Raw genomic sequence first — 22705 nt, forward strand, 5'->3', positions numbered from 1 at the left:
AGCATTCCTATTTTAGTCAAATTCCAGTTCCACCTGCTCATTACCTACCAAAGTCCGCAAATCTATCAATAAGCGGTCGGTGGGCGTCACGCGCCAGGTTGCGCCAAAACGCAGCTTGGCCCGCGCATCTTCCCGTTGATAGTAAAGATGCACTGGAATCGTCCCCGAGCGATGGGGTTCCAAAGACTGACGGAGACGGTTCAAAAGCTGGTCATCAATTTGCCTGTCCGTCAGCGAGATAGCAAGTCCGCGAGCGTATTTTTCACGGGCTTCACTGATATCCATTAGCTCGCGGGCGGTCATTTTAAGCCCGCCGCTAAAGTCATCAAAGCTGACCTGTCCACTGGCGATCAGGATACGGTCTTTTTCCAATAAATGCTGGTATTTTTCTAACGCATCGGTGAATAACATCACCTCCAGACGGCCAGAGCGGTCATCCAGAGTACAGATCCCGATGCGGTTACCGCGCTTGGTGACCATAACCCGCGAGGCGATCACCAGCCCAACGGCGGTGGTCATTTTTCCCCGATCCGTCGGGTGCATATCTTTCAAACGCTGGCCACCGGCGTAGCGTTCGATCTCCTTCAGGTACTGGGTGATTGGGTGGCCGGTGAGGTACAACCCCAACGTTTCCCGTTCACCGTCCAGCACCACCTGCTCCTGCCAGCGGGGCACGTTGGCGTAGGATTGCTCCACTTGCTCCGGCGCTTCCGCCAGTACGCCAAACATGTCCACCTGGCCGATCGCTTCGGCTTTGGCATGCTGATCTGCCGCTTTTAACGCATCGGGCAAAGAGTTCATCAATGCGGCGCGGTGTGGCCCAAGGCGGTCGAACGCCCCGGACATGATCAGCTTTTCCAGAATGCGGCGGTTAATTTTTTTGATGTCAGAGCGCGCGCACAGATCGAACAGGTCTTTAAAGTAGCCCTGTTCACCGCTGTTACGCGCCTCCAGAATGGCTTCAATCGGCCCTTCCCCGACGCCTTTGATGGCGCCGATACCGTAAACGATCTCGCCTTCATCGTTAACGTGGAAATGGTACTGGCCGCTGTTGATGTCCGGCGGCAGGATTTTCAGCCCCATACGCCAGCACTCATCCACCAGCCCCACCACCTTATCGGTGTTGTCCATATCGGCGGTCATTACCGCCGCCATAAACTCGGCCGGGTAGTGTGCCTTCAGCCACAGCGTCTGGTAGGACACCAACGCATAGGCGGCGGAGTGAGACTTGTTGAAGCCATAACCGGCGAATTTCTCCACCAGATCGAAGATTTTTACCGACAGTTCGCCGTCGATGCCTCGTGCTTTTGCCCCATCCTCGAAACCGCCACGCTGCTTGGCCATTTCAACCGGGTTCTTTTTACCCATCGCACGGCGCAGCATGTCCGCGCCGCCCAGCGAATACCCGGCCAGTACCTGGGCAATCTGCATAACCTGTTCTTGATACAGGATAATGCCGTAGGTCGGCTCCAGCACCGGCTTGAGCGACTCATGCTGCCACTGGATATCCGGGTAGGAAATTTCTTCGCGGCCGTGCTTGCGGTCGATAAAGTTATCTACCATGCCTGACTGCAGAGGACCAGGGCGGAACAGCGCCACCAATGCGATCATGTCTTCGAAACAGTCGGGCTTCAGACGTTTGATCAAATCCTTCATGCCGCGCGATTCAAGCTGGAAGACCGCGGTGGTCTCCGAACGCTGCAGCATGTCGAAGCTTTTTTTGTCTTCGAGCGGGATGGCGGCGATATCAATCGGCTCCAGCCCGGTTTTGGCGCGCCGGGCGTTAATCATTTCCAACGCCCAGTCGATGATAGTCAGGGTACGCAAGCCGAGGAAGTCGAACTTCACCAGCCCGGCGTATTCCACGTCGTTCTTGTCGAACTGGGTAACAGGATGCTGCCCCTCGGCGTCACAATACAACGGCGCGAAGTCGGTGATTTTAGTCGGCGCGATCACCACGCCCCCGGCGTGTTTACCGGCGTTACGTGTGACACCTTCCAGCTTGCGCGCCATGTCGATCAGCGCTTTGACTTCCTCATCGGCCTCGTAAATTTCCGGCAGTTGGGGTTCGGCAGCAAAGGCTTTTTCCAGCGTCATGCCCGGATCGGGCGGCACCAGTTTGGAGATGCGGTCGACGAAGCCATAGGGGTGGCCCAGCACGCGACCCACGTCGCGAATAACCGCTTTAGCCGCCATGGTACCGAAGGTGATGATTTGCGATACCGCCTCACGGCCGTACATATCCGCCACGTGCTCAATCACCAGATCGCGTTTTTCCATGCAGAAATCGACGTCGAAGTCGGGCATCGAAACACGTTCCGGGTTAAGGAAGCGTTCAAACAGCAGGTCAAATTCCAACGGGTCAAGATCTGTGATTTTCAGTGCATAGGCTACTAAAGAACCGGCACCGGAACCACGCCCCGGGCCAACCGGCACGTTGTTATCCTTCGACCACTGGATGAACTCCATCACGATCAGGAAGTAGCCTGGGAAGCCCATCTGGTTGATCACGTTCAGTTCAATATCCAGACGTTCATCGTATTCAGGGCGGCGTTGAGCACGCACCTCTGGGTCTGGGAACAGGAACTCCAGGCGATCTTCCAGCCCTTCCTTCGACTTGAGGATCAGGAAGTCCTCGGTGCTCATATCACCGGTCGGGAACTGCGGCAGGAAGTACTCGCCGAGGCGAATAGTCACGTTACAACGTTTGGCGATCTCTACGCTGTTGAGCAACGCTTCCGGGATGTCGGCAAACAGCTCGCACATCTCGTCTTCGTTACGCATGTATTGCTGCGCCGTATAGTTACGTGGGCGCTTGGGATCGTCCAGCGTGAAGCCATCATGAATGGCGACGCGGATTTCGTGGGCGTCAAAATCATCCTCGACCAGAAAGCGCACGTCGTTAGTGGCCACCACCGGCAATCCGCGTTCAGTGGCCAGCGCCACTGCGGCGTGCAGATAGTTTTCTTCGTCCGGCCGACCGGTACGGATCAGTTCGAGGTAATAGCTGTCAGGGAAGTATTGCTGATAGAACTCCAGGCACTGCTCCACCTGCGGCTGGTTGCCGCGCAGCAGAAACTTGCCGACGTCCCCCTGGCGCGCGCCAGAGAGCAAAATCAGCCCTTCACGGTGCTCAATCAACCAGTCCCGATCAATAGTCGGACCGGCGGCACCGTAACCACGCTGATAAGCGCGGGAAATCAGCAACGTCAGGTTTTGGTAACCTTCATTATTGGCGGCCAGCACGGTGAGCTGCGCCAGCTCATCGCCCAGCACTTCGCTTTGCACATGAAAATCCGCGCCGATGATCGGTTTGATCCCGGCGCCGTGCGCGCTGCCATAAAACTTCACCAGACCACACAGGTTGGTAAAGTCGGTAATTGCCAAAGCAGGCATGGCTAACGCGGCGGCTCTCTTCACCAACGGCCCAATCTTGGCCAATCCATCTATCATGGAGTAGTCGCTATGAACGCGCAGGTGAATAAAACGAGGTTCGGCCATATCCAGATACCTGAATCTAGGGGCTCAGCGGACTGAACCCGGGTTAACGCTATCGCTTGTCTGGCCCGGATAACCAGGCCTGCAGATTACAGCCCCAGCGCCCTTCTTACCGGGGCAAAACTGCGGCGGTGATGCTCGGTCGCACCCAGAGCGGCCAGCCGCTCCAGATGGAAGGCGGTCGGGTAGCCCTTATGCTGCGCAAAACCGTAATCGGGGAACACAAGATCCAACTCGGCCATTTCGCGGTCACGCGTTACCTTAGCCAGAATGGATGCCGCGCTGATTTCCGCCACGCGACTGTCTCCCTTCACGACCGCCTGCGAACGCATCGGCAATTTAGGGCAGCGATTACCGTCGATCAATACCATGTCCGGCGCGATATGCAAACCGGCCACAGCACGCTGCATCGCCAGCATAGTGGCATGCAGAATGTTCAGTTGGTCGATTTCTTTTGGCTCAGCGCGGCCCAGACTCCAGGACAGCGCTTTCTCGACGATCTCGTCATACAGCGCCAGGCGGCGCTTCTCACTGAGCTTCTTCGAGTCCGCCAGGCCAACGATCGGCCGTGCGGGATCGAGGATCACCGCAGCGGTAACCACTGCGCCAACCAAAGGGCCACGGCCCACTTCGTCCACGCCTGCAATTAGCGTGGCGACAGGATAGATGAAGGGTTCAATCATGCTTTTGCCAGCTCCAACACAGCCTGAGCGGCCTGTTCATCGGCACCGCAACGGATGCTTTGGTGCAAGGTCAGGAAAGTCTGTTTCAGTTCGTCAGTTTGCGGGCCGTCTTCCAGCAGCGGCATTACCGCTGCCGCCAGCTTGTCCGGCACGCAGTCATGCTGCAGCAGTTCGGTGACGATTTCACGGCCTGCCAACAGATTAGGCAGCGAAACATACGGCGTCTTCACTAACCGCTGCGCCAGCCAGAAGGTGAACGGTTTCATGCGGTAACCCACCACCATCGGACATTTGGCCAGCATGCACTCCAGTGCGGCGGTACCTGAAGCCAGTAATGCCGCGTCGCTGGCAACCATCGCCTCACGCCCTTGGCCGTTCAGCAGATGGACACGTAGCTCTGGCGCCACTTCAGCTTTGATCCGCTCGAACTGTTCGCGTCGTTTGGCGTTAACCAGCGGCACCACCAGCTCAAGGTCGGGATAACGGGTACGCAGCAACTGCGCCGTTTTCAGGAAATCGGCGCTCAGCATCTCAACTTCTGCGCTTCGGCTGCCCGGCAACAGGGCCAGACAACGCGCATCGGGTGCGATGCCAAGCGTAGCGCGCGCAGCCAATTTGTCCGCCTGCAGCGGCATGGCATCAGCCATGGTGTGGCCGATAAACCGGCAGGGAACGTTAAAACGATCGTAAAACGCTTTTTCGAAAGGGAGAAACGCCAGCACCAGATCGGTGGCTTTGCCAATTTTGAAAACGCGCTTTTGACGCCAGGCCCAGACGGACGGGCTGACATAGTGAATGGTGCGAATGCCGTGTTGTTTCAGACGGCCTTCCAGGGTGATATTGAAGTCCGGCGCGTCGATACCCACAAACACGTCCGGCTTCAGATCGCTGAACCGGCGGGTAAGATCCTTACGGATCTTTAACAGGCGTGGCAGGCGCTCAAGCACCTCCACCACGCCCATTACCGCCAGCTCTTCCATTTCGTACCAGGTTTCACAGCCTTCAGCCTGCATCAGCGGGCCGGCGACGCCAACAAAACGCACGTCGGGGACTTGCGCCTTAAGCGCACGGATCAAACCGGCGCCAAGAATATCACCGGAGGTTTCTCCGGCGACCAATCCGATAGTCAATGGGCGATTTTGCATAGGTCAGCGAATGATACCGCGGGTTGAGCGGCCAAAGAAATCCAGGAACTGCTGCACCACCGGCTGCTCTTTTGCCAGGGTTTCGATTTCTGTTTTCGCTTCATCCAGCGTTTTCTCGCTGCGATAAAGGATCTTGTAGGCGTTACGGATTGCCTGCATTTGATCTTTATCGAAACCACGACGCTTCAGGCCCACGGCGTTAACGCCGAATGGCGTGGCGTGGTTACCCTGCGCGATGACAAAAGGAGGCACGTCTTGGGCAACACCGGAACAACCGCCCACCATCACGTGGGTGCCGATGATGCAGAACTGGTGGATAGCCGTCATGCCGCCAATAATGGCATGGTCGTCAATTTCCACATGCCCGGCAAGCGTAGCATTGTTCGCCAAGATACAGGAATTACCCACCACACAGTCGTGCGCAACGTGTACGTTAACCATCAGCAGGTTGTCATTACCTACCTTGGTCAACCCTGTGCCCTGCGCTGTGCCGCGATGAATGGTCACGCTTTCGCGAATGCGATTGCGATCGCCAATCTCGACACGCGTAGGTTCGCCCGCGTATTTCAGATCCTGATTCACTTCACCAATAGAGGCAAATTGATAGATCTGGTTGTCGCGACCGATTTTGGTCAGGCCATTCACCACAATGTGGGACTTCAGTACCGTGCCTTCGCCGATTTCCACCTGGGAGCCGACGTAACAGAAGGGACCGATGTGCGCACCAGCGCCGATAACGGCACCTTCTTCAATAATCGCGCTAGGATGGATAAAGGCGGTTTTGTCGATCACGGATTAAGCCTCCCGGCTGCGCGCACACATCATGGTTGCTTCGCAGACAATTTTGCCGTCGACGGTTGCCACGCCTTTAAAGCGCGTCAGACCACGACGTGTTTTCTCAAAGGTGACTTCCATGATCATCTGATCACCAGGCACGACCGGGCGTTTGAAGCGGGCTTCATCGATACCGGCGAAGTAATACAGCTCGCCCGGTTCCAGTTTGCCGACGCTTTTAAACGCCAGAATACCTGTGGCCTGCGCCATGGCTTCCAGAATCAATACGCCTGGAAAAATCGGCTTACCAGGGAAGTGTCCCTGGAAAAACGGCTCATTTACAGATACGTTCTTCACCGCACGCAGGAATTTGTGCTCCTCAAACTCGAGGACGCGATCAACCAGCAAGAACGGGTAACGGTGAGGAAGCAACTCTAAAATTTCTGCAATATCCAGAGTATGAGTGTCAGTAGTCAAAATACTCTTCCTGTCTCTAAAAACTGATGGCATCAACAACACGGCCTGCGCTGACCCCAAAAGGAGATCATCATGCAGGCCGCAAATTAACAACTCTTTGCGCTTTTGGTCTCATGACCAACGCGTTTCGTTTTGTACCCAGTCAGGCGGGCGGTAGTGATTAGTCTTTTCCGACTTTTCGTTCGACAGCTTTTAAGCGCTTGCTAATCTCATCGATATTCATCACCAACGCAGCGGTTTTACGCCAAACTTTGTTGGGTTGTAACGGAATGCCCGAAGAGTATACCCCAGGTTCGGTGATTGGTCGCATAACCATTCCCATTCCGGTGACAACAACCTTGTCGGCGATCTCCATGTGACCATTGATCACGCTGGCTCCACCGATCTGGCAGTAGCGGCCGATTTTCAGGCTGCCCGCCATGATAACACCGCCGGCAACGGCAGTATTGTCGCCAATCACAACGTTATGTGCAATCTGGCATTGGTTGTCGATGATAACACCATTCCCGATCTGGGTGTTATCCAACGCGCCGCGGTCAATGGTGGTGCAAGCGCCGATTTCGACGCGATCGCCGATAATCACCGTGCCCAACTGAGGAATTTTAATCCAGTTGCCGCGTTCGTTGGCATAGCCGAAACCATCAGCACCAATCACGGTGCCCGATTGGATCAGACAGTGCTGACCGATCTCGACTTCATGATAAATCGTTACGTTAGCCCACAGACGCGTTCCTGCGCCAATGCGTGCACGTTTGCCGATAAAACAGCCCGGACCGATAACCACGTTATCGCCAAGGACTGCGCCCGACTCGATCACCGCATTTGCTCCGATAGCCACGTTCTGCCCCAAGGTGGCTTCAGGGGAAATAACCGCGCTAGGGGCGATATCCTGGGCCGGAGAGGGAGTGGTGTCCATCAGTTGCGCCATGCGCGCGTAGGTCAGGTAAGGGTTTTTAACCACCAGCGCCGCAGAACGGCAGTGTGGTAAATCCGCCTCGGTAAGCACGACTGCGCTTGCCTGGCAGGAAGCCAGCTGCTCTTGATAGCGGCTGTTTGACAAAAACGTGATTTGGCCAGCCTGTGCCGAATGCATAGAAGCAATGCCGGTGATGACGAGATCGCCATCACCGTGCAATTGTGCATCCAACTGCTGCGCTAAATCAGCCAGTCGAATAGAAGGCATGTTGTTATTTAACCTGTTTCAGCACGTCAGCAGTAATGTCTTTAGAAGAACCTGCGTAGGCAACGGCGTTAGCATCGATCACTACGTCATAGCCTTCTTTGCTGGCAACAGATTTCACAGCGTCCTGAATACGGCTCAGGATTTTGTTACGCTCTTCCATCTGGCGGCGACGGTTGTCCTGCTCAAAAGCCTGGGCTTTCTGAGAGAACTGCTCGCGCTGTGCCATTACGTCTTTTTCAAGCTTGCTGCGATCGCTGGCTTTCATGGTAGCGCCATCACGCTGCAGACGTTGCATTTTGGTCTGAAGGCTACGCTCCATGTTCTGAAGCTCACCCGCACGGCCTTTGAACTCGTTTTCCAGCTGTTTAGCTACGGTTTCACGAGCCGGCAACTGTTGGAAAATGCTGGAGACGTTAACTACAGCGATCTTATCTGCTGCCTGAACGCCAGCTGAAGCAGCCATTGCTAAACCGAGGCCTGCGGCACACAACCACTTTTTCACTATAAACTCCTTACCATCACCCATTTGTGCCATATGACACTTGAAGTACACAATCTGCCAGACTTATCCCGCAAAACAATGAGAATCATCTCTGTGTTTTAACGGGCGCCTGGCATTTGCGATTCTTAATAACTGCTTATGCCCAGAAGCGGGACCTGTTACCAGGTCTTGCCAATGTTAAATTGGAACTGTTCGGATTTGTCGCCTTCGTATTTCTTGATCGGGTTGGCATAAGAGAACACCAATGGCCCCAGAGGTGACATCCATTGCAAAGCGATACCGGCAGAAACGCGGATATTGCTCGCTTTACTGTAGTCCGGAATATCGTACATGCTGGTTTCGGAAGAGTTCTTCCAGTTGGTATCCCATACGGTACCCGCGTCCATGAACAAGGAAGTACGCACTGAGTTAGCGTATTTCTCGCTGATGAATGGCGTCGGCGTAATCAGTTCCATACTGGCGACAGCCATGGCGTTACCACCAACCGCATCGTCCGAATTACAAATCGGCGTGCCGTTGCTGCAGCTATACGAGTTGGAATTGTAGTACGCTGCTTTTGGACCGATGGTGTTCGAACCGAAACCACGCACGGTGCTGGAGCCGCCGGCGTAGAAGTTCTCGTAGAACGGCATTTCCTTGCCGCCCAGACCATCTGCATAACCCAGACGACCACGACCCAACAGCACCCAGGTGCGATCGTCGTTGATTGGGACGTATTGCACACTGTCCAGCGTCAGTTTGTAGTATTCGTTATCCGACCCTGGAATGGTCACTTTACCATTCAGGGTAGTACGGTTACCCGACGTTGGGAAATAACCACGGTCCAGGTTGTTGTAGGTCCAACCCAGGTTCAGCGTGAAGTCATCCGCAGAGTAGCTGGCACGGTCAGTCTTATTCGGATCCAGACCCATGGAGTCCAGATAACGCCACATGGCAACCTGCGGCTGCATGTTAGACAGGCCGTTATGTACGTAACCCAAACCGGTACGCAACGAGTTGTTTTCGTTGATCGGGAAGCCCAAGGTACCGTCTATGCCGTAACTCTTGTTGGTATAGTCGGACAGGTCCGCGTCATCCGCTTTAAAGTCGTTGTAGAAGATACGCCCACCCAAACTCACACCGTCAACGGTGAAGTACGGGTTGGTTACCGACAGTTCGGTGTAAGTCTGGTAGTCGTTTTTGGTGCCGCTGATACCGACGGAATAGCCAGTACCCAGCCAGTTGTCCTGCTGGACCCCCGCCTGGAAGCTCACGCCGCTCTCGGTGCCGTAGCCGACGCCGAAGTTGAAGGTACCGGTGTTACGCTCTTTCACTTTGTAAGTGACATCTACCTGATCCGCAGTGCCAGGCACGCGCTGGGTTTCCACATCTACCGTTTCAAAATAACCCAAACGGTTCAGACGTTCTTTACCCTGCTCGACCTGAGCGTTGCCCAGCCACGCACCTTCCATCTGACGCATTTCACGGCGCAGTACGGAGTCTTTACTGGTGTCGTTGCCTTCGAACTTGATGCGACGCACATAGAAACGGTTACCCGCATCAATGTTTACGTGCAGCTTCACGGTTTTATCCGCATCGTTAATTTCAGGCTGTGTAGAAACGCGCGGGTAGGCATAACCGTAACGGCCCAACATCGTTTTGATGTTGTCTTCCATTTTGGTCACTTTGCTGCCGTTATACAGCTCACCCGGTTCAATCTTGGTCAGTTGCGCGACTTCCGCCGAGTGACCGGCCAGATTGCCGTTCACCATCACGCCGGTGAGCTTGTACTGCTCGCCTTCAGTGATGTTGATGGTGATGTAGATGCCTTTTTTGTCCGGCGTCAGGCTGACCTGAGTCGAATCGATATTAAAGCGCGCGTAGCCGCGGTCCAGATAGAAACTGCGCAGGGTTTCAAGGTCACCCGCCAGCTTTTGTTTCTGGTATTTGCGATCGCCAACCAGGTTCCACCACGGCACTTCATCACGCAGTTGGAAGCGTGAAATCAGCTCATCGTTAGTGAAGGCATGGTTGCCGACAATGTTGATTTGTTGAATCTTGGCGGAAACCCCTTCCGTGAACACCAGTTTCAGGTCGACACGGTTACGCGGCAACGGCGTGACAACGGCTTTCACCGAAGCGCTGTATTTACCGACGCTGTAATAGAAGTCTTCCAGCCCTTTTTCAATGCTGGATATCGTGGTGCGGTCAAGCGCTTCGCCAACCCGAACGCCAGAGGCCTCCAGGTTTTGCTTGAGCATGTCATCCTTCACCGACTTGTTGCCGGAGAAAGTGATGCTGGCAATGGTAGGGCGTTCCTTAACCTGAACAATCAGCGTATTACCATCGCGCAGCACGCGAACGTCCTCGAAGTTGCCAGTGGCAAACAAGGCACGGATGGTATTACTGATATCATCGTCAGAGACGGTATCGCCTACGCGAACCGGCATGTTGAGTAACGCCGCACCGACGGCGACTCGCTGCAGGCCTTCGAAATGAATATCTTTCACTACGAACCCGTCTGCACCGTATACGGTGGCGCTGCCAAACAGCAGCGACGCTATGAGCAACTTTTTCATCGCCATCGTTGTTATGCGTTCTTCCTAACCTATCCCCGCCCCTAAAGGCGAGAAAAATCATTGAAAAGTGCAAGACCCATTAAAAGCACCAACACGATCGAACCTATGCGGTAACTGTAGTCCTGTACTCGCTCGGAAACCGGCCCACCCTTCAGCTTTTCTATCGCCAGGAAGAGGAGATGCCCACCATCTAACACCGGTAATGGGAACAGGTTGATGATACCCAGGTTGACACTGATCAACGCCAGGAACATCAGATAATACACTAACCCGACCCCGGCTGACGCCCCTGCTCCCTGTGCAATCGAAATCGGGCCACTCAGGTTGTTCAGCTTTACATCACCGGTTATTAATTTACCCAGCATTTTGACCGTGAGGCTCATTAGCTGCCAGGTCTTGTCCCCAGCCTGATACAGCGCCGGGAAAGGTCCATACTGACGAATCGTTTTATACTCGTCCGGCAGCGGCAGCACTTTCGGAATGATGCCGGCGAAACCCACCGATTTGTCTTTTCCCACCGGCTTTGTATCCGGTATCAGCGTCAAAGACAAGGGGGCGCCGTTTCTTTCAATCTCTAAAACCAGCGGTTGCCCAGGGCCGTTGTGGATCCGTTTAACCAACGTTTGCCAACGACCCAATAGCTGACCGTCGACTTTAACGATCCTGTCCCCCGCTTGTAAACCCGCCTTTTGTGCCGCCGACCCCGATTGCACTTCGGCAAGGACAGATTCTATCTGTGGGCCGCGCGGAATAATACCCAACGCCACCACGGGATCTTGTTTGTCCGGCTCGAAATTCCACTGGCGTAAATCCAGGGTTTTAGTCACCACCTGAGAAGAGCCAAACGGCGCGATACCGACTTCGGTTTGTGCGTCGCCGATCTTCGCCACCAGCGCCAGACGAACTGATTCCCAATCAGGCGTTTCGATACCGTCAACGGACTTAAGTTCCATTCCAGGTGAAATTTCAGCGTGGGCGGCAATCGACTGAGGCGATATTTCACCAATCACAGGACGGAAGCTGGGAACGCCGATAATAAATACCAGCCAGTAAGCAAGAATAGCAAACAGGAAGTTGGCGATAGGTCCAGCGCTGACGATAGCGGCGCGTTGCCACACGGTTTTGTTGTTAAATGCCTGATGGCGGAATTCCGGTGCAACCGAATCAACCCGCTCATCGAGCATCTTCACGTAACCGCCCAGAGGGATCAGGGCAATCACGTACTCCGTCCCCTGACGGTCAGTACGGCGCCATAAGGCGCGGCCAAAGCCGATGGAAAAGCGTTCTACACGGACGCCGCAGCGACGGGCTACCCAAAAGTGCCCGAACTCGTGCACGGTGATCAAAACACCGAGTGCAATAAGAAATGCGACTAAGTTCCAGAGCACGCTACCCATAATCCCTTCACTCCCCGTCGTTGACGGATTAAAACACTAACAGCATCAGGCAGGCAAATACAGGCACTGCTGCGGTCAGGCTGTCGATACGATCCAGTATACCGCCATGACCCGGTATCAAATGACCACTGTCTTTGATACCCGCTTCGCGTTTGAACATGCTCTCGGTAAGATCGCCCAGCACAGAGGCCAGGGCGGCAATCACCGAACAAATCAGTAAGGTCGCCGGCACGATATTCAACGGCGCGTAACGGCCAAACAGCCAGGATATCAGGGCCGAGGTAATCAGACCGCCGATGAGTCCCTCCCAGGTTTTCCCCGGAGAAACTTTAGGCGCCAGCTTATGCTTGCCAAACAGCTTGCCGAACATGTAAGCGCCGGAATCCGCGCCCCAAACCAGCAACATCACATACAGCAGCCACCAGGCGCCGGTGAAATGGTTTTGCTCATAGCCAAACTGACGCAGCGACAGCATGCCCCAAAAGAACGGCACTATGGTCAGCAAGCCGAACATCAGACGTATTGGACGCGAATTACGCCACAGCGCGGCAGACCCCGGATAAAACAGCACCAGCAACAACGCCGCCAACCACCAGACCAGTGACAGCCAAAGCGGCCCACCTACCTGAGGCAGGTGGACCGACTGATGGTAGGCCGGAATGCTGAGCATCATTAGCGCCAGCAGGAAGCCACACAATATCGCCAGCCAGATGCGCTGCGAACGGGAGGTGAAACCGGCCAGTTGGCCCCACTCCCAAGCGGCTAGCATGCACACAGCGAGCGTTACCAGGGCAAAGCCCACTGGCGGCAGCAAGAACAGCGCCGCGATAACAATCGGGATTAAAATCAGAGCCGTTATGAGGCGATACTTCAGCAAAAGTTCCCCCTAGGACGCATTGGCGCCGATAGGTGTTGTTCCCCCGAAGCGACGCTCGCGTTGTGCAAATGCATTCAGCGCACCTTCAAAGACAAGTTCATCAAAATCAGGCCAGAGTACATCAGTAAAGTAAAGTTCGGCATAAGCAATTTGCCACAGCAAGAAGTTACTGATGCGGTGTTCACCGCCAGTGCGGATCACCAGATCCACCGGTGACAAGTCGCTCATGCAGACTCGCTCACCCAGTAATTCTTCGCTAATTTGATCCGGACGCAGCAAACCATCCTTCACCTGCTCAGCCAGTTCCCTTACTCCCTGAATGATATCCCAACGGCCACCGTAGTTGGCGGCAATGTTGAGCGTCAGGCCATCGTTATTTTCTGTCAGTTGCTCGGAGCGGCGGATCCGCTCTTGCAAACGCGCGCTGAAACGGCTGATGTCGCCGATCACCCGCAGTCTGACGTTATGTTTATGCAGGCTTTTTACTTCACTGTCCAAGGCTCGGACGAAAAGCTCCATGAGGGCGGAGACTTCCTGCACCGGACGGTTCCAGTTCTCGCTGCTGAAGGCATAAAGCGTGAGCGCATCTAAATGGTTGTTGGCAGCAAAACTGACCGCGCGACGAACCGATTTCACCCCTGCTTTATGACCGAAGACACGTAACTTACCCTGACGTTTAGCCCAGCGCCCGTTACCGTCCATGATAATGGCAACATGCCGTGGCCCCAAAGTGGACGGATTAGCCTCTTGTTGATTTGCGGACGACATAACTCGTACTTATTTCCTCAATAGAAATACAACTGCCCTTCCGGAACATCAGGCCCTTACGCGCAAAAAAAGCCGTGTGCCCGACACGGCTTTTCAGTCTGCCCTGCGACAGCCGGTAATTTCCGCTGCGCCATTGGCGTTCGAGATATCAATCGGGCCAGAATTCAACGGTATAACCGCTGACAAGTGGCGCAGACTATATCACCTCAGCCGGGCCTGAACAAACAACCCCACTGCGGCACGCGTAATTTACGAACAAAATAGGATAAATGCCGCTATCAGTTACGCAGTGATTTAACCAACCCAACCGCAACCTCACGTGCCTGACGATCTATTTCTAAGACCGCATCAATGCAGGACGGTTCCTGCAGTGACAGCCGTTCGACTACTTTTTGGTTCACCGTCGCAATATCGGTAAAGCGAATCTGCTCCTGCAGGAAAGCCGCCACGGCAACTTCATTGGCCGCGTTCAGTGCGGTGGTTGCCGCCTGCCCCGCGTCAAAGGCCTCTATGGCCAGATACAGGCAGGGATAGCGTTCCCGTTCAGGTTCGGCAAAGGTCAGCGAGCCGATACGGCAAAAATCCAGCGCTTCCACACCGGAGTTTACCCGCTGCGGGTAGGCCATTGCATGAGCGATCGGCGTACGCATATCCGGCGTGCCCAACTGGGCCAACACGCTGCCATCAGTGTAGCGCACCATTGAATGGATCACCGACTGAGGATGCAGAATCACTTCCATTTGTTCGGCCGAGGCGTTAAACAGCCAGCGGGCCTCGATATATTCCAGTCCTTTGTTCATCATGGTGGCGGAATCCACCGAGATCTTGCGCCCCATCGACCAATTGGGATGGGCACAGGCCTGATCCGGCGTCATCGTGGCGAACTGTTCCAGTGGCGTGGTGCGGAACGGGCCGCCGGAACCGGTGAGCACGATGCGCGACACACCATGACTGTCTAATGAAGAGTATCCCAACTGACGCTGAATGCTCTCAGGCAAACTCTGAAAAATCGCGTTATGCTCGCTGTCCAGCGGCAGCAACTGCGTCTGACTTTTTTGCACTGCGTCCATAAACAGGCGCCCACAGGTCACCAGCGACTCTTTGTTCGCCAGTAATACCTGCTTGCCAGCACGAATCGCCGCCAGTGTCGGAAGTAAACCGGCAGCACCGACGATGGCGGCGGTGACCTGATCAACGTCGTCCAACGCCGCCAAATCACAAGCGGCCTGCTCGCCCGCCATCACCTCGGTGGCAACGCCATTTTCCGCCAGCAGGGTACGTAACTCACGTGCCGCGCCTTCGTCTGCCATTGCGGCATAGGTTGGGCGAAATTCCATACACTGCTGTGCCATGACGGCTACGTTGTGGCCGGCAACCAGCGCTTTAATCGCAAAACGGTCGGGATTTTCCCTGACCACGGCCAGGGTACTGGTCCCCACTGAGCCGGTGGAGCCAAGAATAGTCAGTTGCTTCATGAGCTCACTCTGAATAACTGTCTGATGAGATCGGAGGTGCTCCAGTGTGTAACCTTCGCCACCGCTTGTCCATGATCAATCAGCACGATGAAACGGGATCTGCGCCACAAAAAACAAAGCGCCGCCCAGGCGACGCTTTTTTTCTGCGCGATGCTGATTAGAATTCCATCAGCTCTTTTTCTTTGTCCGCCAGCGCGGCATCGAGCAGCTTGATGTAGGCGTCGGTCATTTTCTGAATGTCGTCCTGAGAACGACGATCTTCGTCTTCGCTGATTTCTTTGTCTTTCAGCAACGCCTTCACTTTGTCGTTGGCGTCACGGCGCACGTTACGTACGGCAACACGGCCCTGCTCGGCTTCACCGCGCACCACTTTGATCAGGTCTTTACGGCGCTCTTCGGTCAACGGAGGCAGCGGAACACGGATCACGCTGCCGGCTGAGCTTGGGTTCAGGCCCAGATCAGACGCCATGATGGCCTTTTCTACCGCTGAACCCAGGGAGCGATCAAACAGGTTGATTGCCAGGGTACGGGAGTCTTCTACGGTCACGTTAGCCAACTGACGCAGCGGCGTTGCAGAACCGTAGTATTCCACCATGATGCCGTCCAGGATGCTTGGAGAAGCACGGCCGGTACGGATTTTGCTGATTTGGTTTTTGAATGCTTCTACGCTTTTTTCCATGCGTGAATCAGCATCTTTTCTGATTTCATTAATCACGTTGCAAACCCTTGGAAGCTGGAGACTTGGCAGGCCATACCACAGTATAGCCCGTGAATTTTACTCAAGGAGAGCGCATAACGCACAACGTTACCCGCTCCCGCTAAATTGGGCAGAACAGCCTTATTTGCTGATCAGCGTGCCTTCGTTCTCACCCATCACCACCCGGCGCAACGCACCTGGCTTGTTCATGTTGAATACGCGAATCGGCAGACCGTGATCGCGGGCCAGCGTAAACGCTGCCAGATCCATCACTTTCAGCTCGCGCTCCAGTACATCTTGATAGGTGATATGTTCGTACAGCGTTGCATCCGGATTTTTAACCGGATCAGCGGAGTATACACCATCCACTTTAGTCGCTTTCAATACCACGTCCGCTTCGATCTCGATCCCGCGCAGACACGCAGCAGAATCGGTGGTGAAGAACGGGTTGCCGGTACCGGCGGAGAAGATCACCACGCGGTTATTACGCAGCAGGCTGATCGCCTCGGCCCAGCTGTAGTTGTCGCACACGCCGTTCAACGGAATGGCTGACATCAGGCGGGCGTTCACATAGGCACGGTGCAGTGCATCACGCATAGCCAGGCCGTTCATCACGGTAGCCAGCATTCCCATGTGGTCGCCCACTACGCGGTTCATGCCGGCCTGCGCCAGGCCCGCGCCGCGGAACAGGTTACCGCCGCCAATAACTACACCGACCTGAATTCCCAGTTCGACCAGCTCTTTAACTTCCTGAGCCATGCGATCCAAAACGCTAGCGTCGATACCAAAACCTTCTGCGCCTTGCAGGGCTTCGCCACTCAGTTTGAGCAGAATACGCTGATATACGGGTTTTGCATTGGTTGCCATGGTGTTCTGTCCTAAGAAGCAGTATTAGTATTGGGGATTTCAGCCGATGAAGTGCGCCTGTGATGAGTATATTGCCACAGGGCCTGTCACCGGTGTAATTCTGGCTGGATAGAATGGAACCGCCTGACGGCGGCTCCATTGACAGTCATTAAGACTGTTTGCTCATTGCAGCAACTTCAGCAGCGAAGTCATTTGCCGCTTTTTCGATGCCTTCGCCCACTTCGAAGCGGATGAAGTTAACGACGTCAGCGTTGTGCTCTTTCAGCACCTGGCCAACGGTTTTGCTTGGTTCGATAACGAAAGGCTGACCGGTCAGAGAAACTTCGCCGGTGAATTTCTTCATGCGGCCTTCAACCATTTTCTCAGCGATTTCTTTCGGCTTGCCAGACTGCATGGCGATGTCCAGCTGAACCTGGTACTCTTTTTCTACCACTTCAGCAGACACATCTTCAGGCTTAACGAATTCTGGCTTGCTCGCCGCAACGTGCATGGCGATTTGCTTAACCAGCTCTTCGTCAGCGCCTTTAGCCGCGATCAGAACGCCGATACGTGCGCCGTGCAGGTAGCTGCCCAGCACTTCGCCTTCCAGGGAAGCCACGCGACGGATGTTGATGTTTTCACCGATTTTGGCAACCAGCGCTACACGTTCTTCTTCGAACTGTGCTTTCAACACTTCAACGTCAGTGATTTTGCCTGCAACAGCAGCGTCCAGCACTTTGTCAGCGAATGCCTGGAAACCGGCATCTTTAGCAACGAAGTCAGTCTGGCAGTTTACTTCCAGGATCACGCCGTAGTTGCCTTCGATCTTGGTTTTGATCACGCCGTCAGCAGCTACGTTGCCTGCTTTTTTCGCCGCTTTGATCGCGCCAGATTTACGCATGTTTTCGATTGCCAGCTCGATGTCGCCGTTAGATTCGACCAGAGCTTTTTTGCAATCCATCATGCCAGCGCCAGTACGCTCGCGCAGTTCTTTTACCAGAGCAGCGGTAATATCAGCCATTTCTTTTTCCTCGGTTATCTCACGTAGAGACAGTTCTCATTCAGATAAGCAAAGGGGGCCAATAAAGGCCCCCCTAACCAACATATTCAATACCTGGTTAATAAGGGCTCAGTGACGAGCTTGCCTTATTATTCAGCTTCTACGAAGCTTTCTTCCGCTTGAACGGCCAGATCTTGAGAACGACCTTCACGGACGGCGGCAGCAACGGCAGTCAGGTACAATTTGATTGCACGGATTGCATCGTCGTTACCAGGGATGATGAAGTCAACGCCGTCTGGATCGGAGTTGGTATCAACGATAGAGAATACCGGGATACCCAGGTTGTTGGCTTCTTTGATCGCGATGTGTTCGTGATCGGCATCGATAACGAACAGAGCGTCAGGCAGACCACCCATGTCTTTGATACCACCCAGGGAGTTTTCCAGCTTGGCCAGTTCGCGAGTACGCATCAGCGCCTCTTTCTTGGTCAGCTTGTCGAAGGTGCCATCTTGAGACTGGATTTCCAGATCTTTCAAACGTTTGATTGACTGACGAACGGTTTTCCAGTTAGTCAGCATGCCGCCCAACCAGCGATGGTTCACGAAGAACTGATCGCAGGTGTTAGCATATTCTTTTACCGCTTCGCTTGCTGCGCGCTTAGTACCAACGAACAGGATCTTACCTTTACGGGAAGAGATCTTGGTCAGTTCAGCCAGTGCTGCGTTGGCCATTGGTACAGTTTTTTCCAGGTTGATGATGTGAACCTTGTTACGTGCGCCGAAGATGAAAGGCTTCATTTTCGGGTTCCAGTAACGGGTCTGGTGACCAAAGTGTACACCAGCCTGGAGCATGTCGCGCATGGAAACAGTTGCCATGATTAAACCTCTATAGAGTGAGTTGGGGTTATGCCTCCACGTATCCCATAACGCCGACCCTGGCGGTGATAAATCACCTCAGGGCACCCCGGCGGATGTGCCGATACGTGTGTGTTATTTACACAATGTGAGTGCAGTTAAAGTATTTTCGGCCTTTCCCGTCCTTATCGCAAGGACCAAGACGCGGATCTGCCGGCGCGCTTTATACCATAAACCCACCCCGGACACCAACTTTTGTTGCCACAGTCGTCATCGTCGAGAAATCAAATTTGGCAGCCTCAGGCCGGACTGATACCATAAGAGACTGCTTCTTATTATTTCTTTCTGTTGTCGGCGAGCACGACACCTGCGGACGAATTTCATGGCAATCTCAATTAAAACACCTGATGACATCCAAAAAATGCGCGTGGCCGGCCGTCTGGCTGCCGAAGTGCTGGAAATCATCGAGCCGCACGTCAAGCCTGGCGTGACCACCGGCGAACTCGATCGTATCTGTCACGACCACATCACCAACAAGCAGCAGGCGATTTCCGCCTGTCTGGGCTACCACGGTTTCCCGAAATCCGTGTGCATCTCGGTTAATGAAGTGGTCTGCCACGGCATCCCGAGCGATGACAAGGTACTGAAGGACGGCGACATCGTGAATATCGACGTTACCGTGATCAAAGAGGGTTTCCACGGCGACACATCCAAGATGTTCATCGTCGGCAAACCGACCATTCTGGGCGAGCGTCTGTGCCGCATCACGCAGGAAAGCCTTTATCTGTCGCTGAAAATGGTGAAGCCTGGCATCCGCCTGCGCACGCTGGGCAAAGAGATCCAGAAATTCGTCGAAGCCGAAAACTTTTCCGTGGTGCGCGAATACTGTGGCCACGGCATTGGCGAAGTGTTCCACGAAGAACCGCAGGTGCTGCACTATGATGCCGACGACGGCGGTGTGGTACTGCAACCCGGTATGGCCTTCACCATCGAGCCAATGGTCAATGCCGGTGATTACCGCATCCGCACCATGAAAGACGGCTGGACGGTAAAAACTAAGGATCGCAGCTTGTCGGCGCAGTATGAGCATACTATTGTGGTCACAGATAACGGCTGCGAGATAATGACGTTGCGCAAGGATGACACCATCCCCAACATCATTACGCACGAGATGTAAGCGCCGCGGCGTATTGCCGCGATGCATGATGTCACAGGCCGGCTTTTGCCGGCCTTTTTTATGGGCTGCGTACTATGTCTGAAAACTTTCGCCAACAAGACACCTCGGTCATTCCACGACAGGCCGTGCCGGAGCAGCCTGAATATCCCAACGCCTATGGCGATGAGGAGCTCAACTGCGTCGCGCTGAAACAGCGCCTCGAACAGTTCCAACTGTGGCTGGCCGAAGCGTTCAATGCCGGCTCCAGCGCCGAAAGCCTGGTCGCCGCCCGCAGCGACTTTATCGATCGCCTGCTGCGTCGCCTGTGGGTGTTTTACGGTTTCGAAGATATTCCGGAAACCGCTTTGGTGGCGGTCGGCGGTTATGGCCGTGGCGAATTGCACCCGCTTTCGGACATTGACGTGCTGGTGCTGAGCCAGCGCCGGCTGAATGAACAGCAATCCCAGCGCGTGGGGGAATTTATCACCCTGCTGTGGGATCTTAAGCTGGAAGTGGGCCACAGCGTACGTACGCTGGAAGAGTGCTTGTTGGAGGGCCTGGCGGATCTGACCGTCGCCACCAACCTGATTGAATCACGCATGATCTGCGGCGATGTGGCCTTGTTCCTGCAAATGCAAAAGCACATTTTCAGCGACGGCTTCTGGCCCTCCCCCCAATTTTTCCACGCCAAGTTGGTCGAACAGCAAGAGCGCCACCAACGCTACCACGGCACCAGCTACAATCTGGAGCCGGACATCAAGAGCAGCCCCGGTGGCCTCCGGGACATTCACACCCTGCTGTGGGTAGCGCGCCGTCACTTCGGCGCCACTTCGCTGGACGAAATGGTCGGCTTTGGTTTTCTGACCCAGGCCGAACGCAACGAGCTTAACGAATGCCAAAGCTTCCTGTGGCGCATTCGCTTCGCGCTGCATCTGGTGTTGCCCCGCTACGATAACCGACTGCTGTTCGATCGCCAGCTTAACGTGGCGCAGTTGCTGCGTTATGAGGGGGAAGGCAACGAGCCGGTCGAGCGCATGATGAAAGATTTTTATCGCATGACGCGCCGCGTCGGCGAACTGAACCACATGCTGCTGCAACTGTTCGATGAGGCGATTCTGGCGCTGGACGCCACGGAAAAACCCCGGCCGTTGAACGAAGATTTTCAACTGCGTGGCGACCTGATCGACCTGCGTGACGAAACGCTGTTTATTCGTCAGCCGGAATCGATCATGCGGATGTTCTACCTGATGGTGCGCAACCGCGAAATCAAAGGCATTTACTCCACCACCGTCCGCCAGTTGCGTCATGCGCGCCGCCATCTGAAACAACCACTGTGCACCATTCCGGAAGCGCGCGATCTGTTTATGGCCATCCTACGCCATCCGGGCGCCGTTTCGCGGGCGCTGGTGCCGATGCACCGCCACAGCGTACTGTGGGCCTATATGCCGCAGTGGGGCAAAATTGTCGGGCAAATGCAGTTCGACCTGTTTCATGCCTACACCGTCGACGAACACACCGTTCGCGTCCTGCAAAAACTGGAAAGCTTTGCCGATGCCGAAACGCGGCCACGTCACCCGCTGTGCGTTGAGCTGTATCCGCGCCTGCCGAACCCGGAACTTTTGCTGCTGGCGGCGCTGTTCCACGATATCGCCAAAGGCCGCGGCGGCGACCACTCGATCCTCGGCGCGCAGGACGCGTTGGAGTTCGCCGAGCTGCACGGTTTGAATTCCCGTGAGTCTCAACTGGTGGCCTGGCTGGTTCGCTGCCATTTACTGATGTCGGTCACCGCCCAACGGCGCGACATTCAGGATCCGACGGTGATTCAGCAGTTTAGCGCCGAAGTGCAGAGTGAAACCCGCCTGCGTTATCTGGTTTGCCTGACCGTAGCGGACATCTGCGCCACCAACGAGACCCTGTGGAACAGCTGGAAACAGAGCCTGTTGCGTGAGCTCTATTTCGCCACCGAAAAACAGCTGCGCCGCGGCATGCAGAACAGCCCGGATTTGCGCGAACGCGTGCGTCACCACCGCCTGCAAGCGCTGGCGCTGCTGCGCATGGACAATATCGACGAAGAAGCGCTGCACCGCATCTGGAGCCGCTGTCGTGCCGATTACTTCCTGCGCCATTCGCCGAACCAATTGGCCTGGCACGCACGCCATCTGCTGGCCCATGACTCCACCCAACCGCTGGTGCTGGTCAGTCGTCAGGCGACGCGCGGCGGCACCGAGATTTTCATCTGGAGCCCGGATCGCCCATACCTGTTTGCCGCCGTGGCCGGCGAGATGGATCGTCGCAACCTGAGCGTGCACGACGCACAGATCTTCACCAATCGCGACGGCATGGCGATGGATACCTTTATCGTACTGGAGCCGGATGGCAGCCCGCTGGCGCAGGACCGCCATGCGGCGATCCGCCACGCGTTGGTACAGGCCATTACCCAGCGGGAATATCAGCCGCCGCGCGTGCGCAGGCCGTCCTCCAAGCTGCGTCATTTCAGCGTGCCGACCGAAGTCAGCTTCCTGCCAACCCATACCGACCGCCGCAGCTATCTGGAACTGACCGCGCTCGATCAGCCAGGCCTGCTGGCCCGGGTAGGCGAAGTGTTCGCCGATCTCGGTTTGTCACTGCATGGCGCGCGCATCTCCACCATTGGCGAGCGGGTTGAGGATTTATTTATTCTGGCCGACAGCGATCGACGCGCCCTTAACCCGGAAACGCGCAGAAAGTTGGAACAACGGTTGACAGAGGCCCTCAATCCAAACGATAAATTGTGATACAAGTAACCTTTTCGTAGACAACATCAGGACAGAGAACA

General features: G+C 55.1%; 18 protein-coding genes. 2 read left to right on the top strand and 16 right to left on the bottom strand.

Features of this window, described 5'->3' with window-relative positions:
• Nucleotides 1-12: 12 nt before the first annotated feature.
• From dnaE to rpsB, 16 genes are all read right to left on the bottom strand, one after another.
• Nucleotides 13-3501, bottom strand: coding sequence for a DNA polymerase III subunit alpha (gene dnaE, locus NR114_RS22875; protein ID WP_020828352.1), 3489 nt, complete (start codon nucleotides 3499-3501; stop codon nucleotides 13-15).
• Nucleotides 3502-3587: 86 nt separating this feature from the next.
• The gene (rnhB, locus tag NR114_RS22880; protein WP_256814522.1) at nucleotides 3588-4181 is read right to left on the bottom strand and encodes a ribonuclease HII; all 594 of its coding nucleotides are present in this window, start codon (nucleotides 4179-4181) and stop codon (nucleotides 3588-3590) included.
• Nucleotides 4178-5326, bottom strand: a complete 1149-nt coding sequence (gene lpxB, locus NR114_RS22885; protein ID WP_020828354.1) for a lipid-A-disaccharide synthase — start codon at nucleotides 5324-5326, stop codon at nucleotides 4178-4180. The genes rnhB and lpxB overlap by 4 nt, the downstream gene beginning before the upstream one ends.
• 3 nt (nucleotides 5327-5329) lie before the next feature.
• On the bottom strand, nucleotides 5330-6118 hold the full coding sequence (gene lpxA / locus NR114_RS22890) for an acyl-ACP--UDP-N-acetylglucosamine O-acyltransferase (RefSeq protein ID WP_020828355.1): 789 nt from the start codon (nucleotides 6116-6118) through the stop codon (nucleotides 5330-5332).
• 3 nt (nucleotides 6119-6121) lie between these two features.
• Nucleotides 6122-6577 carry a 3-hydroxyacyl-ACP dehydratase FabZ gene (gene fabZ, locus NR114_RS22895; protein WP_017893789.1) on the bottom strand — a complete coding sequence of 152 codons (456 nt, stop codon included), beginning with the start codon at nucleotides 6575-6577 and terminating at the stop codon, nucleotides 6122-6124.
• 160 nt (nucleotides 6578-6737) lie between these two features.
• Nucleotides 6738-7760 (bottom strand): UDP-3-O-(3-hydroxymyristoyl)glucosamine N-acyltransferase, encoded by a 1023-nt coding sequence (lpxD, locus tag NR114_RS22900; RefSeq protein ID WP_044553121.1) that lies wholly within the window; start codon nucleotides 7758-7760, stop codon nucleotides 6738-6740.
• 4 nt (nucleotides 7761-7764) lie between these two features.
• On the bottom strand, nucleotides 7765-8262 hold the full coding sequence (gene skp / locus NR114_RS22905) for a molecular chaperone Skp (RefSeq protein WP_020828357.1): 498 nt from the start codon (nucleotides 8260-8262) through the stop codon (nucleotides 7765-7767).
• Between the two features lie 158 nt (nucleotides 8263-8420).
• Nucleotides 8421-10826 carry an outer membrane protein assembly factor BamA gene (bamA, locus tag NR114_RS22910; protein ID WP_020828358.1) on the bottom strand — a complete coding sequence of 802 codons (2406 nt, stop codon included), beginning with the start codon at nucleotides 10824-10826 and terminating at the stop codon, nucleotides 8421-8423.
• A gap of 35 nt (nucleotides 10827-10861) precedes the next feature.
• The gene (gene rseP / locus NR114_RS22915) at nucleotides 10862-12217 is read right to left on the bottom strand and encodes a sigma E protease regulator RseP (protein ID WP_020828359.1); all 1356 of its coding nucleotides are present in this window, start codon (nucleotides 12215-12217) and stop codon (nucleotides 10862-10864) included.
• A 28-nt stretch (nucleotides 12218-12245) separates the two neighbouring features.
• Nucleotides 12246-13094, bottom strand: coding sequence for a phosphatidate cytidylyltransferase (gene cdsA / locus NR114_RS22920; RefSeq protein WP_234530276.1), 849 nt, complete (start codon nucleotides 13092-13094; stop codon nucleotides 12246-12248).
• Between the two features lie 9 nt (nucleotides 13095-13103).
• Nucleotides 13104-13862: a (2E,6E)-farnesyl-diphosphate-specific ditrans,polycis-undecaprenyl-diphosphate synthase gene (ispU, locus tag NR114_RS22925; RefSeq protein ID WP_048759170.1), complete on the bottom strand. Its 759-nt coding sequence runs from the start codon at nucleotides 13860-13862 to the stop codon at nucleotides 13104-13106.
• Between the two features lie 278 nt (nucleotides 13863-14140).
• Nucleotides 14141-15337 (bottom strand): 1-deoxy-D-xylulose-5-phosphate reductoisomerase, encoded by a 1197-nt coding sequence (gene ispC / locus NR114_RS22930; RefSeq protein WP_020828362.1) that lies wholly within the window; start codon nucleotides 15335-15337, stop codon nucleotides 14141-14143.
• A gap of 157 nt (nucleotides 15338-15494) precedes the next feature.
• Nucleotides 15495-16052, bottom strand: coding sequence for a ribosome recycling factor (gene frr / locus NR114_RS22935; protein WP_020828363.1), 558 nt, complete (start codon nucleotides 16050-16052; stop codon nucleotides 15495-15497).
• Nucleotides 16053-16175: 123 nt separating this feature from the next.
• Complete coding sequence (gene pyrH, locus NR114_RS22940) at nucleotides 16176-16901, bottom strand: UMP kinase (protein ID WP_004952223.1); 726 nt, start codon at nucleotides 16899-16901, stop codon at nucleotides 16176-16178.
• A gap of 148 nt (nucleotides 16902-17049) precedes the next feature.
• Complete coding sequence (tsf, locus tag NR114_RS22945; protein ID WP_020828364.1) at nucleotides 17050-17901, bottom strand: translation elongation factor Ts; 852 nt, start codon at nucleotides 17899-17901, stop codon at nucleotides 17050-17052.
• A 128-nt stretch (nucleotides 17902-18029) separates the two neighbouring features.
• The gene (gene rpsB, locus NR114_RS22950) at nucleotides 18030-18755 is read right to left on the bottom strand and encodes a 30S ribosomal protein S2 (RefSeq protein WP_020828365.1); all 726 of its coding nucleotides are present in this window, start codon (nucleotides 18753-18755) and stop codon (nucleotides 18030-18032) included.
• Between the two features lie 361 nt (nucleotides 18756-19116).
• Between rpsB and map the strand changes: the two genes are divergently transcribed.
• Nucleotides 19117-19911: a type I methionyl aminopeptidase gene (gene map, locus NR114_RS22955; protein WP_020828366.1), complete on the top strand. Its 795-nt coding sequence runs from the start codon at nucleotides 19117-19119 to the stop codon at nucleotides 19909-19911.
• Nucleotides 19912-19985: 74 nt separating this feature from the next.
• Nucleotides 19986-22664: a bifunctional uridylyltransferase/uridylyl-removing protein GlnD gene (gene glnD, locus NR114_RS22960; RefSeq protein WP_020828367.1), complete on the top strand. Its 2679-nt coding sequence runs from the start codon at nucleotides 19986-19988 to the stop codon at nucleotides 22662-22664.
• Nucleotides 22665-22705: the final 41 nt, after the last annotated feature.

Origin of the sequence: Serratia sp. Ser99 (assembly GCF_024519545.1) — a bacterium.
In the GTDB taxonomy this organism is placed as follows: Bacteria; Pseudomonadota; Gammaproteobacteria; order Enterobacterales; family Enterobacteriaceae; genus Serratia; species Serratia liquefaciens.